The following is a 15,540-nucleotide window of genomic DNA, read 5'->3' on the forward strand; positions in this document are numbered from 1 at the left end:
CTCGCAACTTCCTAAAAGGTAAGACCATGGCCAAAGAAGGCATTCACCCGAACTACCGCGAAGTCCTGTTTGTGGACCTCTCCAACGGTTTCAAGTTTGTGACCCGTTCCTGCGTGAACACCAAGGAAATGGGCAAGACCGAAGACGGTCGCGAACTGCCCCTGTTCAAGCTGGACACTTCCAGCGAATCCCACCCCTTCTACACCGGCACCCAAAAGTCGGTGGACAACATGGGTGGTCGCGTCGAACGCTTCCGCAACCGTTTCGGCAAGCTGGCCACCGCCAGCAAGTAAGTCATTGGCGGCGACTCTCGCCGCTTCGACTTCTGCTAAAAAGGCAGCCCGGTCCCCGAGCTGCCTTTTTTCTTGCCCGCTGCATTTTGCCCCCCGCAGCGGGCGGCCCGGTTGCCACGACACTTCCCGAACCGCACCTTGAACTCGACCTCACCCGCCATCGTTGCCCAGAGCGCTGTCCGTCGCCTGCCCCGCTGGGCCCTGATCGGCCTGTGTGCCGCCTACGTGCTGGCCGGCTTCTGGGGCCGCGCGCCCTGGAAAGGCGCCGACATCGCCGAACTGGGCTACATGATGGAAATGGCGGCCGGCCACACCAGTTGGCTGCAGCCCACCCTGGCCGGGCTGGCCCCCGAGAACGACGGCCTGCTGGCTTACTGGATCGGCGCCTGGATGCTGCAACTGGCGCCGGCCAGCTGGGCCCCCGAGTTGGTGACCCGCTTGCCCTTCATGGCCATGCTGGCCCTGACCCTGGTGGCCACCTGGTACGGCGTGTATTACCTGGCCCGCAGCCCGCGGGCCCAACCCGTGGCCTTCGCCTTCGGAGGCGAGGCCCGCCCCAATGATTACGCCCGCGCCCTGGCCGATGGCGGCCTGCTGGCGCTGATGGCCTGCCTGGGTCTGGCCCGGCCCAGCCATGAAGTCACCTCTTACCTGGCCCAACTCACCTGCACCACGCTCACCTTCTATGCGGTCGCCGCCAGCCCCTATCGGCGCTGGGCCCCGCTGACGGCCCTGGTGCTGGGGCTGGCTGGCCTGGCCCTGAGCGGCGCCCCCACTGTGGCACTGGTGCTTGGGGCGGCCAGCGCGGTACTGATCCGCCTGCAGACCGATGCCGACACCGAAGGCCGCCAACGCCCGGCGTGGCCCCGCGAGGCCTCGCTGGCTGCCGCCTGCGTGACGGCTGGCGTGGGCGTGCTGGTCTATCAGCTGAATCTGGCGCACTGGCGCATGGTGTGGCCCAGCTTTGGCGAGGCGCGCAGCCTGGCCCGCCTGCTGCTGTGGTTTGCCTGGCCTGCCTGGCCGCTGGCGCTGTGGTCGCTGTGGCGCTGGCGCCATCACCTGCGCACGGACCCATGGCCTTTGCACCTGGGGCTGCCCATCTGCTTCGTGGCCGTGTCGGTGGTGATCACCTTCACCACCCCGCCAGCCGACCGGGCGCTGCTGCTCGGCCTGCCGGCATTGGCCACCCTGGCCGCCTTTGCCCTGCCCACGTTGAGCCGCAGCATGGGGGCACTGATCGATTGGTTCACGCTGCTGTTCTTTACCAGCGCCGCGCTGGTGATCTGGGTGGTGTGGCTGGCCATGCAAACCGGCTTTCCGGCGCAACCGGCGGCCAATGTGGCACGGCTGGCGCCTGGATTCCGGCCCGAGCTGTCGTGGTTCCCCCTGCTGTGTGCAGTGGCCGCCACCGGCGCCTGGCTGTGGCTGGTGAAATGGCGTGCCGGCCGCCACCGCGCCGCGATCTGGAAGAGCCTGGTGCTGCCCGCCAGCGGTGCCGCACTGGGCTGGATCCTGCTGATGACGCTGTGGCTGCCCCTGCTCGATTACGCGCTGAGCTACGCCAGCATGGTGCAGTCGGCGCGGGCCCTGATGGGCACGGCCACCTGCGCCGAGGTCTACGGCCTGAGCCCCGACCAGACGGCAGCCTTCCAGGTGCACGGCGATCTGCGCCTGGTGCCCACCGGCGCCAACACCCGCTGCGACTGGCTGCTGGTGGACCGCAACCAGTTGGTGGGTTGGCTGGAAACCCACGACGGCCCGAACTGGATTTACGAAACCAATGTGTGGCGCCAGGGTGAGCAGCGCGAATCCGTGCTGGTCTACCGCCGGGTCGGGAGCTGAACTTGAGCGAGTTGCGCCTGATTGCCCGCCATGCGGGCACGGTGCTGGCCGGCCAATTGGCCGTGATGGCCTTCGGCGTCACCGACACCCTGGTGGCCGGCCGCCATTCACCCGAGGCCCTGGCCGCGCTGGCCGTGGGTTCGGCCGTGTACATCAGCGTCTACGTGGGCTTGATGGGGGTGCTGCAGGCCTTGCTGCCAGTCTGGGCCGAATTGGAAGGCGCAGAGCGCCCGCTGGCGGTGGGGCGTTCGGTGCGCCAGTCGCTGTACCTGTGTGCGGTCGCTTCGGTGCTGGGCATGGGCGTGCTGCTCCAGCCCGACGCCTTGCTGCGCTGGACCGGGGTGCCCGACGAGCTGCGCGCCGATGTGGGCCATTACCTGCAAGTGCTGGCCCTGGCATTGCCGCCGGCGCTGCTGTTTCGCGTCTACAGCACGCTGAACCAGGCCCTGCACCTGCCGCGCCTGGTCACCTGGCTGCAGTTGGCGGGGCTGGCGCTGAAGGTGCCGCTGTCGATGTGGTGGGCTTGGGGCGGCGCCGGTGTCACCGCACAGGGGGCCACGGGCTGCGCCTGGGCCACCCTGGCCGTGAATGGCGCGATGGCCGCCCTGGCTGCGCTGATGCTGAGCCGGCAGACGGTCTATCACCCCTACCGCCTGTGGCAACGGCCCGAGCCCCCCGACTGGCAGCAGTTGGGCCAGTTTCTGCGCCTGGGGCTGCCGGCCGGCCTGTCCATCCTGGTCGAGGTGACCTCCTTCACGCTGATGGCGCTGTTCGTTGCCCGCCTGGGCACCACCGCGGCGGCCAGCCACCAGATTGCGGCCAACCTGGTGGCCGTGCTTTACATGGTGCCCTTGTCGATCGCCATCGCCACCAGTGCCCGCACCAGCTACTGGCTGGGGGGGCGCCAGCCGGCCCGGGCCCGGCAGGCGATCCGAACCGGCTTGCTGCTGGCCCTGGGTCTGGCCACGCTGTGCTCCACCGCGCTGTGGCTGGGCCATGCCGCGCTGCCCCGGCTCTACACCCAGCAGGCCGAGGTAGCCCGCCAGGCCGCGCCCCTGCTGGTGTGGGTGGCGCTGTACCACCTGTTCGATGCGGCCCAGACCCTGTGCGTATTTGTGCTGCGCTGCTACCGCGTGACGGTGGTCACGCTGGTGGTGTACGGCGCCTTGCTGTGGGGTGCCGGCCTGGGCGGCGGCTACTGGCTGGCCTACCGCGGCCTGGCCGGCTGGGCACCCTGGGAACGGCCTGATGCCTTCTGGGCTGGCAGCACCGTGGCACTGGCCGCCGTGGCGGCCATCTTCATGCCGCTTCTTTGGCGCGCGGTGCACCGCCCGTTGGCATCGCCCCGGTGAGTGCGGGAACGGCCTGCCGCAAGCGGCTGGCAGGGAACACGATCGAGAACCGCGAGCCCACACCCAGCGTGCTTTCGATGTTGAGCTGGGCCCCGTGGCGCTGCACCACGTGCTTGACGATGGCCAGGCCCAGGCCGGTGCCACCGGTTTCACGCGAGCGGCTGCGGTCCACGCGGTAGAAGCGCTCGGTAAGGCGCGGCAGGTGCTCAGGCGCAATGCCAGGGCCAGAATCCCGCACGTCAAACTCGGCGCGCCCGTCCGGCAGCATGTGCCAGCTGACCTGGATGCTGCCGCCGCCCGGGGTGTAACGCACGGCATTGCTGACCAGGTTGGACAAGGCGCTTTGCAACTCGTTGTGTGAACCGGCCAGGTCGAGGCCGCGGGCCGCTTCGATGTCGAAGTGGATCTGGTGGCGCCGCCCGCTGTGGCTGCCGATCACGCCCGACAGGGCCTGGGCCTCTTGCTCGCAGTGCATGAGCAGCCCCAACACCCCCACCCATTCGGTCAAGCCCGGGGCCGGGCTGCCTTCCAGACGCGACAACGTGAGCAGGTCGCTCACCACGGTCTGCATGCGGCTGGCCTGCTGGGACATCAGGTTCAGGTAGTGCTGACGCTCGTGGTTTTCGAGGTTGAGGGTCTGCAGGGTCTCGATGAAACCCGACAGCACCGTCAATGGGGTGCGAATTTCGTGCGACACGTTGGCCACAAAGTCACGGCGCATGGCGTCGGCCTGGTCGAGTGCGGTGATGTCGCGCGACAACAGCAGACGCCGTCCTTCGCCATAGCCGTGCAGGTGCACCGACAGGCGCACCGGCCGGGACAAGGTGCTGCCGCGGCCGTTCATCACAATGTCGTGGCTGTAGTCACGCGAGGCGTAATAGGCGGCAAAAACCGGCTCGCGCAACAGGTTGCCGATGGACTGCATCAGGTCCCGGTCCGGATCGAAGCCGAAATGCTCGGCCGCGGTCTGGTTGCACCATTCGATGTGACCTTCGGGGTCCAGCAGCACCACGCCGTTGGGCGAGGCCTGGATGGCCAGCAGAAACTCCTGCAGCCGGGCTTCGCTGTCCTCGGCCTTCTTGACCAGTTGGCGCAGCATGCGTCGCGCCCGGTCGGCCACCTCGCCCCACAGGCCGCCCAGGGCGGGGGCCTCATCGAGTTGGCCTTTGCGCAACCAGCGGCGCACCCGCAGGCCACGCCAAAGGTCAAGCAGAAACCACAGCCAGGTGCCCAGCAGCAAGGCCAGCAGGGCCCCCAGGGCGTCGCCCAGCGACCACCCTGCCAGGACCGCCAACAGCTGGGCCCCGGCAAAAGTCAAAAACCGGAATGTCATGAGAAAGGCCAGTCAGGCCGTCAGGCGGAAGCAATAGACGCAGCAGAAGCCACAGGAGCAACCGACGCGGGGGCAGACACCGCCACCTGGGGCTGACCAGTGAGCCGGTAGCCCGCGCCGCGCACGGTTTCGACCATGGTGCCGGCCCCACCCAGGGCCTCACGCAGGCGTTTGACGTGCACGTCAACAGTGCGCTCTTCGATGAACACATGGTCGCCCCACACCTTGTCGAGCAATTGCGAACGGCTGTGCACGCGCTCGGAATGCTTCATGAGGTAGTGCAGCAGCTTGAACTCGGTGGGGCCGACCTTGAGCGGCTGGCCCGAGAACGTGACCCGGTAGGTGGCTGCATCGAGCACCAGTTCACCGATGGTCACCGTGTCGGACACCTGCTCCGGGGCCCGGCGGCGCAGCACGGCACGGATGCGCGCCAGCAACTCCTGGGTGGAAAAGGGCTTGGTGATGTAGTCGTCGGCACCCGCGTCAAGACCCGCCACCTTGTCGGACTCGTCGCCGCGCGCGGTCAGCATCAGGATCGGGACACCCTTGGTGCGGGCGTCGGCGCGCCGTTTGCGCGCCAGGGCCACACCGCTCTGGCCGGGCAGCATCCAGTCCAGCAGGATGACATCGGGCAGCACGGCATCCAGCTCGCGCTGGGCCGAAATGCCGTCTTCGGCCCACACCGGCTGAAAGCCGTTGTGGCGCAGGTTGACCGCGATCAGCTCGGCAATCGCCGGCTCATCTTCAACGATCAGGATATGGGGCAGCTTCTTCATGGCAGATCACCGGACGGCGGACTCCACGTCGTCGATGGACGCGTGGCGCACATCCGTGCCCTTGACAACGTAAATGATGAACTCGGCAATGTTCTTGGCATGGTCACCGATGCGCTCGATGGCCTTGGCCAGGAACAGCAGATCCAGGCTGGGCGAGATCGTGCGGGGGTCTTCCATCATGTAGGTGATGAGCTTGCGCACGAAACCGTCGAACTCGCGGTCGATCAGGTCATCCTCTTTGAGAATGGCCACGGCCGTGGAGGTGTCAAGCCGGGCAAAGGCGTCGAGCGCCTTGCGCAGCAGGCCGGCCGCCAAGTCCGCCGCCACACGCAGGTCGGTGGAAGGCAGTTGGCGGGCCGAGCCGCTTTCGATGATCGACTTGACCATGCGGGCGATCTTGCTGGCCTCGTCGCCCACGCGCTCCAGGTTGGCCGTGGTCTTGGAGATGGCCAGCAACAGGCGCAGGTCGCGCGCCGTGGGCTGGCGCCGCGCAATGATGGAGGCGAGATCTCGGTCGATCTCGATCTCCATGGCATTGACCCGCTGTTCGATATCGATCACCTGGGCCGCAGCCTCGGTGCTGAAGTTCGACAGCGAGTAGATGGCTTGATGGATCTGGGATTCAACCAGGCCGCCCAGCTCCATGACCCGCGACGAAACGCCGTTGAGATCACTGTCGAACTGGGTGGAAAGATGTTTTTCAGGCATGCTGCCCTCCTCAACCGAAACGGCCTGTGATGTAGTCTTCTGTTTCTTTGCGGGTGGGCTTGAAGAACATCTGTTCCGTCTCGCCGAACTCGACCAGATCGCCCAGGTACATGTAGGCGGTGTAGTCGCTGCAGCGTGCCGCCTGCTGCATGTTGTGGGTCACGATGACCACGGTGTAGTCATCCTTCAATTCGGCGATCAGCTCTTCCACCTTGGCGGTGGAGATCGGATCAAGCGCCGAGCAGGGCTCGTCAAGCAACAGAACCTCAGGCTTGATGGCGATGCCGCGGGCGATGCACAGACGCTGCTGCTGGCCACCGGACAGGCCCGAACCGCTCTGGTTGAGCTTGTCCTTCACCTCGGTCCAGAGTGCCGCCTTGCGCAAGGCCCATTCAACGCGATCATCCATGTCGGTGGCGCTGAGGTTCTCAAACAGCTTCACACCGAAGGCGATGTTGTCGTAGATCGACATCGGGAAGGGCGTCGGCTTCTGAAACACCATGCCGACCTTGGCACGGATCAGGGCCACGTCCTGCTTGGAGGTGAGCAGGTTCTCGCCATCCAGCACGATCTCGCCTTCGGCCCGTTGCTCGGGGTACAGCTCGAACATGCGGTTGAAGGTGCGCAGCAGGGTCGACTTGCCGCAACCCGACGGGCCGATGAAGGCGGTGACCTTCTTCTCGGGAATGTTCAGGTTGATGCCCTTGAGGGCATGGAATTTGCCGTAGTAGAAGTTCAGGTTGCGCACCGCAATCTTGGCTTGCTCGTCGGGCACGGTGAATGTGGTCATGAAAAATCCTTGCCTTTACTTCTGACGGGTCAGCACGCGCGCCAGGATGTTGAGCCCCAGCACCGCCATGGTGATCAGGAACACGCCTGCCCAGGCCAGTTGCTGCCAGTTTTCGTACGGGCTCATCGCAAATTTGAAGATGGTCACGGGCAGGCTGGCCATGGGTTTGGACAGGTCCGAGTTCCAGAATTGATTGTTCAGCGCGGTGAACAGCAAGGGGGCGGTCTCGCCCGAGATGCGGGCCACTGCCAGCAACACCCCGGTGATCACGCCCGACTTGGCAGCGCGCAGCGTGATCGTGATGATCACCTTCCACTTGGGCGTGCCCAAGGCGTAGGCGGCCTCGCGCAGCGCCGAAGGCACCAGCGTGAGCATGTTCTCGGTGGTCCGGATGACCACCGGGATCACGATCAGTGCCAGGGCGATGATGCCGGCCCAGCCCGAGAAGCTCTTGAAACGGGCCACCACGATGGCGTAGACAAACAGGCCGATCACGATGCTGGGCGCCGACAACAGAATGTCGTTGACGAAGCGCGTGGTCGAGGCCAGCCAGCTCTTGGTGTCGTACTCAGCGAGGTAGACGCCGGCCATGATGCCGATGGGCGTGCCGATGAAGGTCGAAACGACCACCATCACCAGCGAGCCGAAGATCGCGTTGGCAATGCCACCCACCTCGTTCGGCGGTGGCGTGGACTGGGTGAACAAGGCCACGCTCAGGCCACCAAAGCCCAGGCGAACCGTCTCCCAGAGAATCCAGATCAGCCAGAACACGCCAAAGGCCATGGCTGCCAGCGACAAGGCCAGGGCCATGGTGTTGACCCGCTTGCGGCTGGCGTAGCGCGCCTGGCGCACCGCGGCCAGCGCCGTGCGCTCAGCCAGTGCCGAAGAAGCTGCTGTATTCATGAGCGGGCTCCTTCGTTCTTCTTGAGTTGCATCAGCAGCACCTTGGACAGGGCCAGCACCACGAAGGTGATGAAAAACAGCACGAGACCCAGGTAGATCAGCGAAGCCTGGTGCAGGCCCTCGCCCGCTTCAGCGAACTCGTTGGCCAATGCCGAGGTGATGCTGTTGGCAGCCTCGAAGACACTCAGCGAGTTGAGCTGATTCATGTTGCCGATCACAAAGGTGACGGCCATGGTCTCGCCCAGAGCCCGGCCCAGGCCCAGCATGACCCCGCCCAGAACACCGGTCTTGGTGTAAGGCAGAACCACCTTCCAGACCACTTCCCAGGTCGTGGACCCCAGGCCGTAGGCGGATTCCTTGAGCAGGGGTGGCGTCACTTCGAACACATCACGCATCACCGAGGCAATGAAGGGAATGATCATGATGGCGAGGATGATGCCGGCCGACAAAATGCCGATGCCCACCGGCGGGCCGGAGACAAACGAGCCCAGCAGCGGCACCCCCTTCAACAAGGCCTGGAGGGGCTGTTGCACGAAGCGCGCCAGAATGGGGCCAAACACCATCAGGCCCCACATGCCATAAACGATGGAGGGAACCGCTGCCAACAGCTCGATGGCGGTGCCCAAGGGGCGCTTGAGCCAGGCCGGCGAAAGCTCGGTCAGGAACAGGGCAATGCCGAAGCTGACCGGCACGGCAATGGCCAGCGCGATCAGCGAGGTGGCCAGCGTGCCGTAGATCATCACCAGACCGCCAAAATCGGACTGGACCGGATCCCAGACGCTGCGCACGAGGAAACTCAGGCCGTACTTTTCAATTGAGGGCCAGGCGCCGAAAACCAGCGACAGCAAAATGCCGAAAAGAAGGCCCAGGGTCAGAATGGCAGCGCCTTTGGCCAACCAGCCAAAAAGACGGTCAGCCATGGCACCCGACAACAAAGGGCGGGGAGATGGAGGTGTGGTCATAGGTTGAGCACGCCCCACCGAGGCGGGTGGGGCATGGTTGACCGGCAGTGTAGTGGACACGACTAAGTCCCGAAAGCAGGTCTGAGGCTGAGGTCAGAAACCGCGACTCACTTGAAGGCGACCGGCTTGTCGCCAGCCGCTTCGCGGATCTCGCTCCAGGACTTCAGGATCACTTCCTTGACGCTGTCGGGCATGGGCACGTAGTCCAGGTCAACAGCGGTCTTGTCGCCGCTCTTGTAAGCCCAGTCAAAGAACTTCAGAGCGGTGGTGGCCTGGGCCGGCTTGTCCTGCTTCTTGTGCATCAGGATGAAGGTGGCGCCCGTGATGGGCCAGGAATCCTTGCCCGGCTGATTGGTCAGGATCTGGTAGAAGCTCTTGCTCCAGGTGGCGCCCGCAGCGGCAGCCTTGAAGGTCAGGTCGTCCGGAGCCACATAGGTGCCGGCTGCGTTCTGCATCTGCACATAGTTGAGCTTGTTCTGCTTCACATAGGCGTACTCGAGGTAGCCGATGGAATCCGGCAGGCGACCCAGGAAGGCGGCCACGCCTTCATTGCCCTTGCCACCCGCACCGGTGGGCCAGTTCACAGCAGTGCCTTCACCGACCTTGCTCTTCCACTCGGGGCTGACCTTGCTCAGGTAGTTCGTGAAGATGAAGCTGGTACCCGAGCCGTCGGCGCGACGCACCACGGCGATCGGCGAATCCGGCAGGGCGAGGCCTGGGTTCAGCGACTTGATGGCGGCATCATTCCAGTGGGAGATCTTGCCCAGGTAGATGTCGGCCAGCACAGCGCCGGTCAGCTTCAGTTGGCCCGGGGTCAGGCCCTTGACGTTGATCACCGGCACCACGCCGCCAATCACGGTGGGGAATTGCACCAGGCCCTTGGCCTTGAGGTCGTCATCGGTCAACGGGGCGTCGGAGGCGCCGAAGTCCACCGTCTTGGCTTCGATCTGACGGATGCCGGCACCCGAACCCACCGATTGGTAGTTGATCTTCACGCCGGTGGCCTTGTTGTAATCGGCCGCCCACTTCGAGTAGAGGGGGGCCGGGAAGCTGGCACCTGCGCCGGTGGCTTCCTGTTGCGCCCAACTGGCGGGAGAGAGCAAAGCGGCAACGGCGCCGGCAACAGCCATACGAATCGTCCAGGTCATTTCAATTCACCTTGGTGGGTTGGAGAGTTGACTGGACTCTAGTGGGCCTTGATGACAGTTGCGTGACAGGCCCCAAAGAGGCTGAAGATCCCGATTTTTTGTCACAATCAGCGCAAATTCGGTCACCCAACTGTCATAAACGGCTTCTAGACTGCGAAACGCGTGAAAAATACGGGGTCGTCGGTTGGTGTCCTGTCGGTCGCAGCCACAATCGCTGCTGTCAGGTTCAGCCGCCACGCAGGCGGGAGTCCGATATCCAGCGAACTTGCCTCGACAGACTCCGGAACCCGAACCCCCTCTCTTCACAGCCCAGTACGCAAGCGGCGACGAACTCAGCTGCCGCCGCAGAGTGACCGGACCCAAGCGCTGCCAACAAATGCAAAACGGAACACTCATTGCCGCTGTCGACCTGGGGTCGAACAGCTTCAGACTTGAAATTGGCCGCCTGCAACACGGCCAGATCCAGCGCAGCGAATACCTGAAGGAAACAGTTCGTCAGGGCAGCGGCCTGGACGAGGAGCGTCGGCTTCGTGCCGAGGCCATGCAACGCGGCTGGGATTGCCTGGCCCGCTTTGCAGAACGTCTGGCCGGATTTCCGCGCACCCAGGTGCGTGCGGTGGCCACCCAGACCCTGCGTGAAGCCCGCAATCGGGACGACTTCCTGACCCGGGCCACCGAGATCCTGGGTTTTCCGATTGACGTGATCTCGGGCCCCGAGGAGGCCCGCCTGATCTACCAGGGCGTGGCACGACTGCTGCCCCAGTCGGATGAGCGTAGATTGGTGATCGATATCGGAGGGCGCTCTACCGAAATGATTCTGGGCCAGCAGTACAACGCCCACATGATGGCGTCGTACCGCGTGGGCAGCGTCGCCTGGTCAATGAAATATTTTCCCCAGGGCCTGTTCACCCAACAGGCCTTCATGACCGCCGAGATCGCGGCCAAGGCCGTGCTCGACGAAGCCCTGGACAGCTACCGCCGCGACAGTTGGGACATCGCCTACGGCTCCTCCGGTACGGTCGGTGCCGTGGCCGACGTCCTTGCCGCTGCCGGTGAACCTGGCGGCATCATCACCCGCAGCGCGCTGCATTGGCTCAAGGAGCGCCTGCTGCGCGCCCAAAGCGCAGAACGGGTGCGCATGGAAGGTTTGAAAGACGACCGCCGCGCCGTCATTGGCGGTGGGGTCAGCGTGCTCACGGCCATTTTTGACCTGTTGGGCATTGATGAAATGCACGTGGCCCAAGGTGCCTTGCGCCAGGGCGTGCTGTACGACCTGCTGGACCGCGAACAGCCCCACACCGACTTGCGCGCCACCACGGTGGTGTCACTGTGTGAACGTTTTCAGGTCGACCTGGCCCAGGCAGAGCGCGTGCGAGACGCGGCACTGGCGCTTTACCAGCAGGTCGAAAGCCCGCTGGACGAGCGTGCCGAACGCAAGCTGGCCTGGGCTGCCAGCCTGCACGAGATCGGCATTCAGATCTCGCACAGTGATTACCACCGGCACGGCGCCTACATTCTGGACAACACCGATGCACCGGGCTTTGCCCTGCCCGAACTCCACCGGCTCAGCCTGCTGATCCTGGGTCACCGCGGCAAGCTGCGCAAACTGGAGGCCGATTTCAGCGACGCGGCCTTTGTGGCGCAGTTGCTTTGCCTGCGCCTGGCCGTGGCCCTGTGCCACGCCCGGCGCACCCCCGATCTGGCCCCGCTGGAGCTGGCCTGTGACGGCATGGCCTACACCCTGCACCTGAGCCAGGCCTGGTGCCAGCAATACCCGCAATCGGCCCACCTGCTGCGCGAGGAAGCGATCGCCTGGCAAAAGACACCCTGGTCGCTGGATCTGCTGGTGTCCTGAGCGCGCTGCCCCAGCCGACCGGCCATCCCATGAGCCCCCGGCACCTTGCGGTGACCGGGGGTTTTTTCATGCCGGGTGCAGGCACCCGACTGGCATCACCGCAGCCTTACAAACATCGAATTAAACCGTATATACTGTTTATACCGATTCACTCAAGGAATGTTGATGACCAGCACCAGCGACAAAAAAGAGACCCCGACAACCCCCGTGGCCACCCCCGTGGTCGCAACGCCCGTGACGGCGGCTGCCCCTGCCAGCGCCCCGGTGAGCAAGGCGGCCGAAAAGCCGGCCGCCAAGCCCGCCCCCAAGGCGGTGCCCGCCGCCCCCGTGAAGGCAGCCGCTCCGGCCAAGGCCGCCACACCTGCCAAGGCCAAGGCTGCGGCTCCGGCCAAGGCCCCCGCCAAGGACACCAAAGCCATCAAGGCCAGCCCCGCCCCCAAGAAGGCCGTGAGCAAGCCTGCCGCCAAGCCCAAGGCCGCGCCGGTGGCTGTCGCCGCGCCCGTGCCCGCACCGCCCAAGGCGAAGGTCGAAGCCCCCAAGAAGATCAAGGACAGCAAGCCCAAGAAGGCTGCCGAGCCCGAACTGAAGGCCAAGAAGGCGAAGCTGGTGCGCGACAGTTTCACCATCCCCAAGGATGAGTACGACGTGCTGGCCGACCTGAAGCAACGCGCCCACCTGCTGGCCCACAGCCCCAAGAAGAGCGAGATCCTGCGCGCAGGCGTGCGTTTGTTGGCCGGCCTGGGTCAAGAAGCCTTCCTGAAAGCCCTGAAGGCCATTCCTTCGATCAAGACAGGCCGTCCCGCCGCCGAAAAGCCGGCTGCTGTGGCCCCCAAGAAGGCCGGCAAAGCCTGACAGAGTCGCCCCCGGTCAAATCGGGGGCTGGGGGTTACAGCAGCTCCGGAATCTGGACCGTGACCACCACGGTCTGAGATTCGCCTTGCCGTTCCCGGTGGCGCAGCCACCAGACCGCCCCCTTGCGCACCGAGCACTCCCCCTCAGGCAAGCCCAGCAGATGGGCCACGGTCTGGCCCAGCATGGGCTGGTGTCCGATCACCAGCACGGCCCCTCGTTGACGAGGCCATTGCACCAACTCGAGCAGATCCGACACCTGCCCCCCGGGCAGCAGTTCGGCGCGCAATTTGTACTTGCGACCCAGGGCCAGCGCCGTCTGCTCAGTGCGCCGGGCGGGGCTGCACAACACCCTCAAGCCCTCGGGCAGTTGGCGATCCAGCCAGGCCGCCATGCGCATGGCCTGCTTCTCCCCCCTGGGGGTGAGGTTGCGGGCCAGGTCTTCCATGGCCCCGGCATCGTCTTCAGCTTCGGCATGTCGCCACAAGATCAGGTCCATGGGGGTCACTCACTCCAGGTCAGGTTTTCTTGGGTTTGGGGTCGCTGCCGTAACGGTCCATCAGGGCCTGCTGGACACCGTGGGCCACATCCCCCAACGGAGCAACCCGCTGGTAGACGCCATCGGCACCCAAAGTCCAGGCATCACGGTCGTCGCACAGGTAGCCGACCAGGCATTCGTCAATGATGCGTTGGCGCAGTTCTGGGTCATGGACGGGCCACGACACCTCGACCCGGCGCAGCATGTTGCGGTTCATCCAGTCGGCGCTGGACAGGTAGAGATGCTCTTGCTCGCCCATGCGGTAATAGAAGACCCGGGAATGCTCGAGAAAGCGCCCGATGATGGAACGCACCCGGATGTTGTCGGTCTGCCCCGGGACGCCCGCGGGCAACATGCAGGCGCCGCGGATGATCAGGTCGATGCGGGCCCCGCGCTGACCCGCCTCGATGAGTGCGCGGATCAGGGGCTCGTCGGTCAAGGCGTTCATCTTGGCGACGATGCGCCCCCCCTCGCCTCGCTCGGCCGCCAGACCCACCTGGCGAATGGCCTCCAGGGTCTTGGCGTGCAGATGGAAGGGTGCCACCCACAGGTGCTTGAGGCGAGGCAGGCGGTTCTGGCTGGCCAGATGAGAGAACACCTGGTCCATCTCGGAGGTCAGATCCGGGTTGGCCGTGAGGTAACTCAGGTCGGTGTAGAGGCGCGCGGTGCGGGGGTTGTAGTTGCCCGTGGAGAGGTGCCCGTAGCGGCGCAGCACGCGGCCCTCGCGACGGGTCACGAGCAGCATCTTGGCGTGGGTCTTGAGCCCCACCACCCCGTAGACCACCTGGGCACCGATGGACTCAAGTGCCTCGGCCCAGTTGATGTTGGCCTCTTCGTCAAAACGGGCCTTCAGCTCGACCACGGCCGTCACTTCCTTGCCGCGGCGCACCCCTTCGCGCAACAGCTCCATCAACTCTGAATCAGACCCGGTGCGGTAGATGGTTTGCTTGATGGCCAGCACCTGAGGGTCGTTGACGGCCTCGCGCAAAAAGCCCAGCACGCCGTCAAAGCTCTCAAAGGGCTGGTGGATCAGCACATCCCGCTGCGCCACCTGCTCAAAAATCGAGGTGCCATGCTGCAACTGACGCGGCAGTGCGGCCTTCCAGGCCGGAAACAGCAGCGAGGGCTCGGTCATCAGATCGATGAGCTGCGTCAGGCGAACCAGGTTGACCGGACCGTGCACACGGTAGAGCGCCCCCACCGGCAGACTGAACTGGGACAACAGGAAGTCGGACAGGAATTTGGAGCAACCAGCCGACACCTCAAGCCGCACGGCCTGGCCGTAGTTGCGGTGCTCCAGGCCCTGGCGCAGCGCGGCACGCAAGTCACGCACATCTTCTTCATCAAAGGCCAGGTCGGAGTGGCGCGTGACCCGGAACTGCGAGAACTCGGTCACTTCGCGGCCGGCAAACAGATCGTGCAGATGCGCCCGGATGACGCTGGACAGGCTGACGAAGCTGACCCCCTTGCCCGCCACCCGGGCTGGCATGCGGATGACCCGGGGCAGCACCCGAGGCACCTTGACGATGGCCACTTCGTTCTCGCGCCCAAAGGCGTCCTGGCCTCGCAGGCGAACAATGAAATTGAGCGACTTGTTGGCCACCTGGGGGAACGGGTGCGCGGGGTCCAGGCCCACCGGCACCAGCAGGGGGCGCACCTCGCGCTCGAAGTAATCGTGCACCCAGCGGCGTTGCTCGGCATTGCGCTCGCCGTGAGAGACGATGCGGATGCCCAGGCGCGCCAGCGCGGGCGTCAACTGGTCGTTGTAGAGCTTGTATTGGCGTTCGACCAGATCATGGGCACGCTCCGACAGGGCCTCAAACGAGTTGCTGCTGTAGGTGCCGCGCGGATCGCGCAATTGCAGGGCAATCAGGTGCGGCGCCACACGCACCTCGAAAAACTCGTCGAGGTTGGACGACACGATGCACAGAAAACGAAGCCGCTCCAGCAGCGGCACATCGCCGCGGCGGGCCCAGTCCAGCACACGGTCGTTGAAGGCCAGGATGCTGTGATCGCGATCCAGCAAAGGGAACGGCTGCACCGTGTCGGGCACGGCAGGTTCGGATGGGGATGACGTAGCGGAGATGGACAAGCAAGAAACCTCAGACAAGCATGCCGGCTGACGCCGGGTGGCGGCACTCAGACGGAAGGCAACCCGCCGACCCGGCAGGGCAGGAACAGGTCGCCAACA

At 65.1% G+C, this 15,540-nt stretch carries 14 protein-coding genes; 5 read left to right on the top strand and 9 right to left on the bottom strand.

The annotated features are described in order from the left end of the window. Positions 1-26 precede the first annotated feature (26 nt). From AC07PT_RS17205 to AC07PT_RS17215, 3 genes are all read left to right on the top strand, one after another. Positions 27-293: a type B 50S ribosomal protein L31 gene (locus AC07PT_RS17205; protein ID WP_019573252.1), complete on the top strand. Its 267-nt coding sequence runs from the start codon at positions 27-29 to the stop codon at positions 291-293. A gap of 138 nt (positions 294-431) precedes the next feature. After that, on the top strand, positions 432-2,135 hold the full coding sequence (locus AC07PT_RS17210) for a glycosyltransferase family protein (protein ID WP_494657474.1): 1,704 nt from the start codon (positions 432-434) through the stop codon (positions 2,133-2,135). A 2-nt stretch (positions 2,136-2,137) separates the two neighbouring features. After that, entirely contained in the window at positions 2,138-3,487 is a 1,350-nt protein-coding gene (locus AC07PT_RS17215; RefSeq protein WP_494657475.1) for an MATE family efflux transporter, read from the top strand. Here AC07PT_RS17215 and phoR read toward each other — a convergent pair. The 7 genes from phoR to pstS all read right to left on the bottom strand — a co-directional run bounded on the left by phoR (position 3,435) and on the right by pstS (position 10,107). Then, complete coding sequence (gene phoR, locus AC07PT_RS17220) at positions 3,435-4,820, bottom strand: phosphate regulon sensor histidine kinase PhoR (RefSeq protein ID WP_494657476.1); 1,386 nt, start codon at positions 4,818-4,820, stop codon at positions 3,435-3,437. The genes AC07PT_RS17215 and phoR overlap by 53 nt on opposite strands. Before the next feature lie 20 nt (positions 4,821-4,840). Beyond that, complete coding sequence (phoB, locus tag AC07PT_RS17225; RefSeq protein WP_494657477.1) at positions 4,841-5,596, bottom strand: phosphate regulon transcriptional regulator PhoB; 756 nt, start codon at positions 5,594-5,596, stop codon at positions 4,841-4,843. 6 nt (positions 5,597-5,602) lie between these two features. After that, complete coding sequence (gene phoU / locus AC07PT_RS17230; protein ID WP_492346349.1) at positions 5,603-6,304, bottom strand: phosphate signaling complex protein PhoU; 702 nt, start codon at positions 6,302-6,304, stop codon at positions 5,603-5,605. 10 nt (positions 6,305-6,314) lie between these two features. Next, a complete protein-coding gene (pstB, locus tag AC07PT_RS17235; RefSeq protein ID WP_492346348.1) occupies positions 6,315-7,094 on the bottom strand; it encodes a phosphate ABC transporter ATP-binding protein PstB in 780 nt (259 codons plus the stop codon). Positions 7,095-7,109: 15 nt separating this feature from the next. Then, positions 7,110-7,997 (bottom strand): phosphate ABC transporter permease PstA, encoded by an 888-nt coding sequence (gene pstA, locus AC07PT_RS17240; RefSeq protein WP_492346347.1) that lies wholly within the window; start codon positions 7,995-7,997, stop codon positions 7,110-7,112. Continuing rightward, positions 7,994-8,917 carry a phosphate ABC transporter permease subunit PstC gene (gene pstC, locus AC07PT_RS17245; RefSeq protein ID WP_492346346.1) on the bottom strand — a complete coding sequence of 308 codons (924 nt, stop codon included), beginning with the start codon at positions 8,915-8,917 and terminating at the stop codon, positions 7,994-7,996. The genes pstA and pstC overlap by 4 nt, the downstream gene beginning before the upstream one ends. A 149-nt stretch (positions 8,918-9,066) precedes the next feature. Next, positions 9,067-10,107, bottom strand: a complete 1,041-nt coding sequence (gene pstS / locus AC07PT_RS17250) for a phosphate ABC transporter substrate-binding protein PstS (protein WP_494657478.1) — start codon at positions 10,105-10,107, stop codon at positions 9,067-9,069. 376 nt (positions 10,108-10,483) lie between these two features. On the opposite strand from pstS, the gene ppx reads away from it, so the two are divergent. Then, complete coding sequence (gene ppx / locus AC07PT_RS17255) at positions 10,484-11,962, top strand: exopolyphosphatase (RefSeq protein ID WP_494657479.1); 1,479 nt, start codon at positions 10,484-10,486, stop codon at positions 11,960-11,962. 165 nt (positions 11,963-12,127) lie between these two features. Next, positions 12,128-12,814, top strand: a complete 687-nt coding sequence (locus tag AC07PT_RS17260; RefSeq protein WP_494657480.1) for a hypothetical protein — start codon at positions 12,128-12,130, stop codon at positions 12,812-12,814. Positions 12,815-12,848: 34 nt separating this feature from the next. Here AC07PT_RS17260 and AC07PT_RS17265 read toward each other — a convergent pair whose 3' ends face one another. Next, positions 12,849-13,310, bottom strand: coding sequence for a SixA phosphatase family protein (locus AC07PT_RS17265; RefSeq protein ID WP_494657481.1), 462 nt, complete (start codon positions 13,308-13,310; stop codon positions 12,849-12,851). A gap of 19 nt (positions 13,311-13,329) precedes the next feature. Continuing rightward, a complete protein-coding gene (gene ppk1, locus AC07PT_RS17270; RefSeq protein ID WP_494657555.1) occupies positions 13,330-15,402 on the bottom strand; it encodes a polyphosphate kinase 1 in 2,073 nt (690 codons plus the stop codon). Between the last annotated feature and the right edge of the window lie 138 nt (positions 15,403-15,540).

The sequence above is a fragment of the Curvibacter sp. GW821-FHT09D12 genome (assembly GCF_059416245.1).

Excerpts from the sequence above, each read along its gene's own strand:
- ppx (WP_494657479.1), top strand. The coding sequence starts at position 10,484 with ATGCAAAACGGAACACTCATTGCCGCTGTCGACCTGGGGTCGAACAGC.
- pstB (WP_492346348.1), bottom strand. The coding sequence starts at position 7,094 with ATGACCACATTCACCGTGCCCGACGAGCAAGCCAAGATTGCGGTGCGC.
- phoU (WP_492346349.1), bottom strand. The coding sequence starts at position 6,304 with ATGCCTGAAAAACATCTTTCCACCCAGTTCGACAGTGATCTCAACGGC.
- AC07PT_RS17265 (WP_494657481.1), bottom strand. The coding sequence starts at position 13,310 with ATGGACCTGATCTTGTGGCGACATGCCGAAGCTGAAGACGATGCCGGG.
- pstC (WP_492346346.1), bottom strand. The coding sequence starts at position 8,917 with ATGGCTGACCGTCTTTTTGGCTGGTTGGCCAAAGGCGCTGCCATTCTG.
- AC07PT_RS17205 (WP_019573252.1), top strand. The coding sequence starts at position 27 with ATGGCCAAAGAAGGCATTCACCCGAACTACCGCGAAGTCCTGTTTGTG.
- AC07PT_RS17260 (WP_494657480.1), top strand. The coding sequence starts at position 12,128 with ATGACCAGCACCAGCGACAAAAAAGAGACCCCGACAACCCCCGTGGCC.
- pstA (WP_492346347.1), bottom strand. The coding sequence starts at position 7,997 with ATGAATACAGCAGCTTCTTCGGCACTGGCTGAGCGCACGGCGCTGGCC.
- phoR (WP_494657476.1), bottom strand. The coding sequence starts at position 4,820 with ATGACATTCCGGTTTTTGACTTTTGCCGGGGCCCAGCTGTTGGCGGTC.
- pstS (WP_494657478.1), bottom strand. The coding sequence starts at position 10,107 with ATGACCTGGACGATTCGTATGGCTGTTGCCGGCGCCGTTGCCGCTTTG.
- phoB (WP_494657477.1), bottom strand. The coding sequence starts at position 5,596 with ATGAAGAAGCTGCCCCATATCCTGATCGTTGAAGATGAGCCGGCGATT.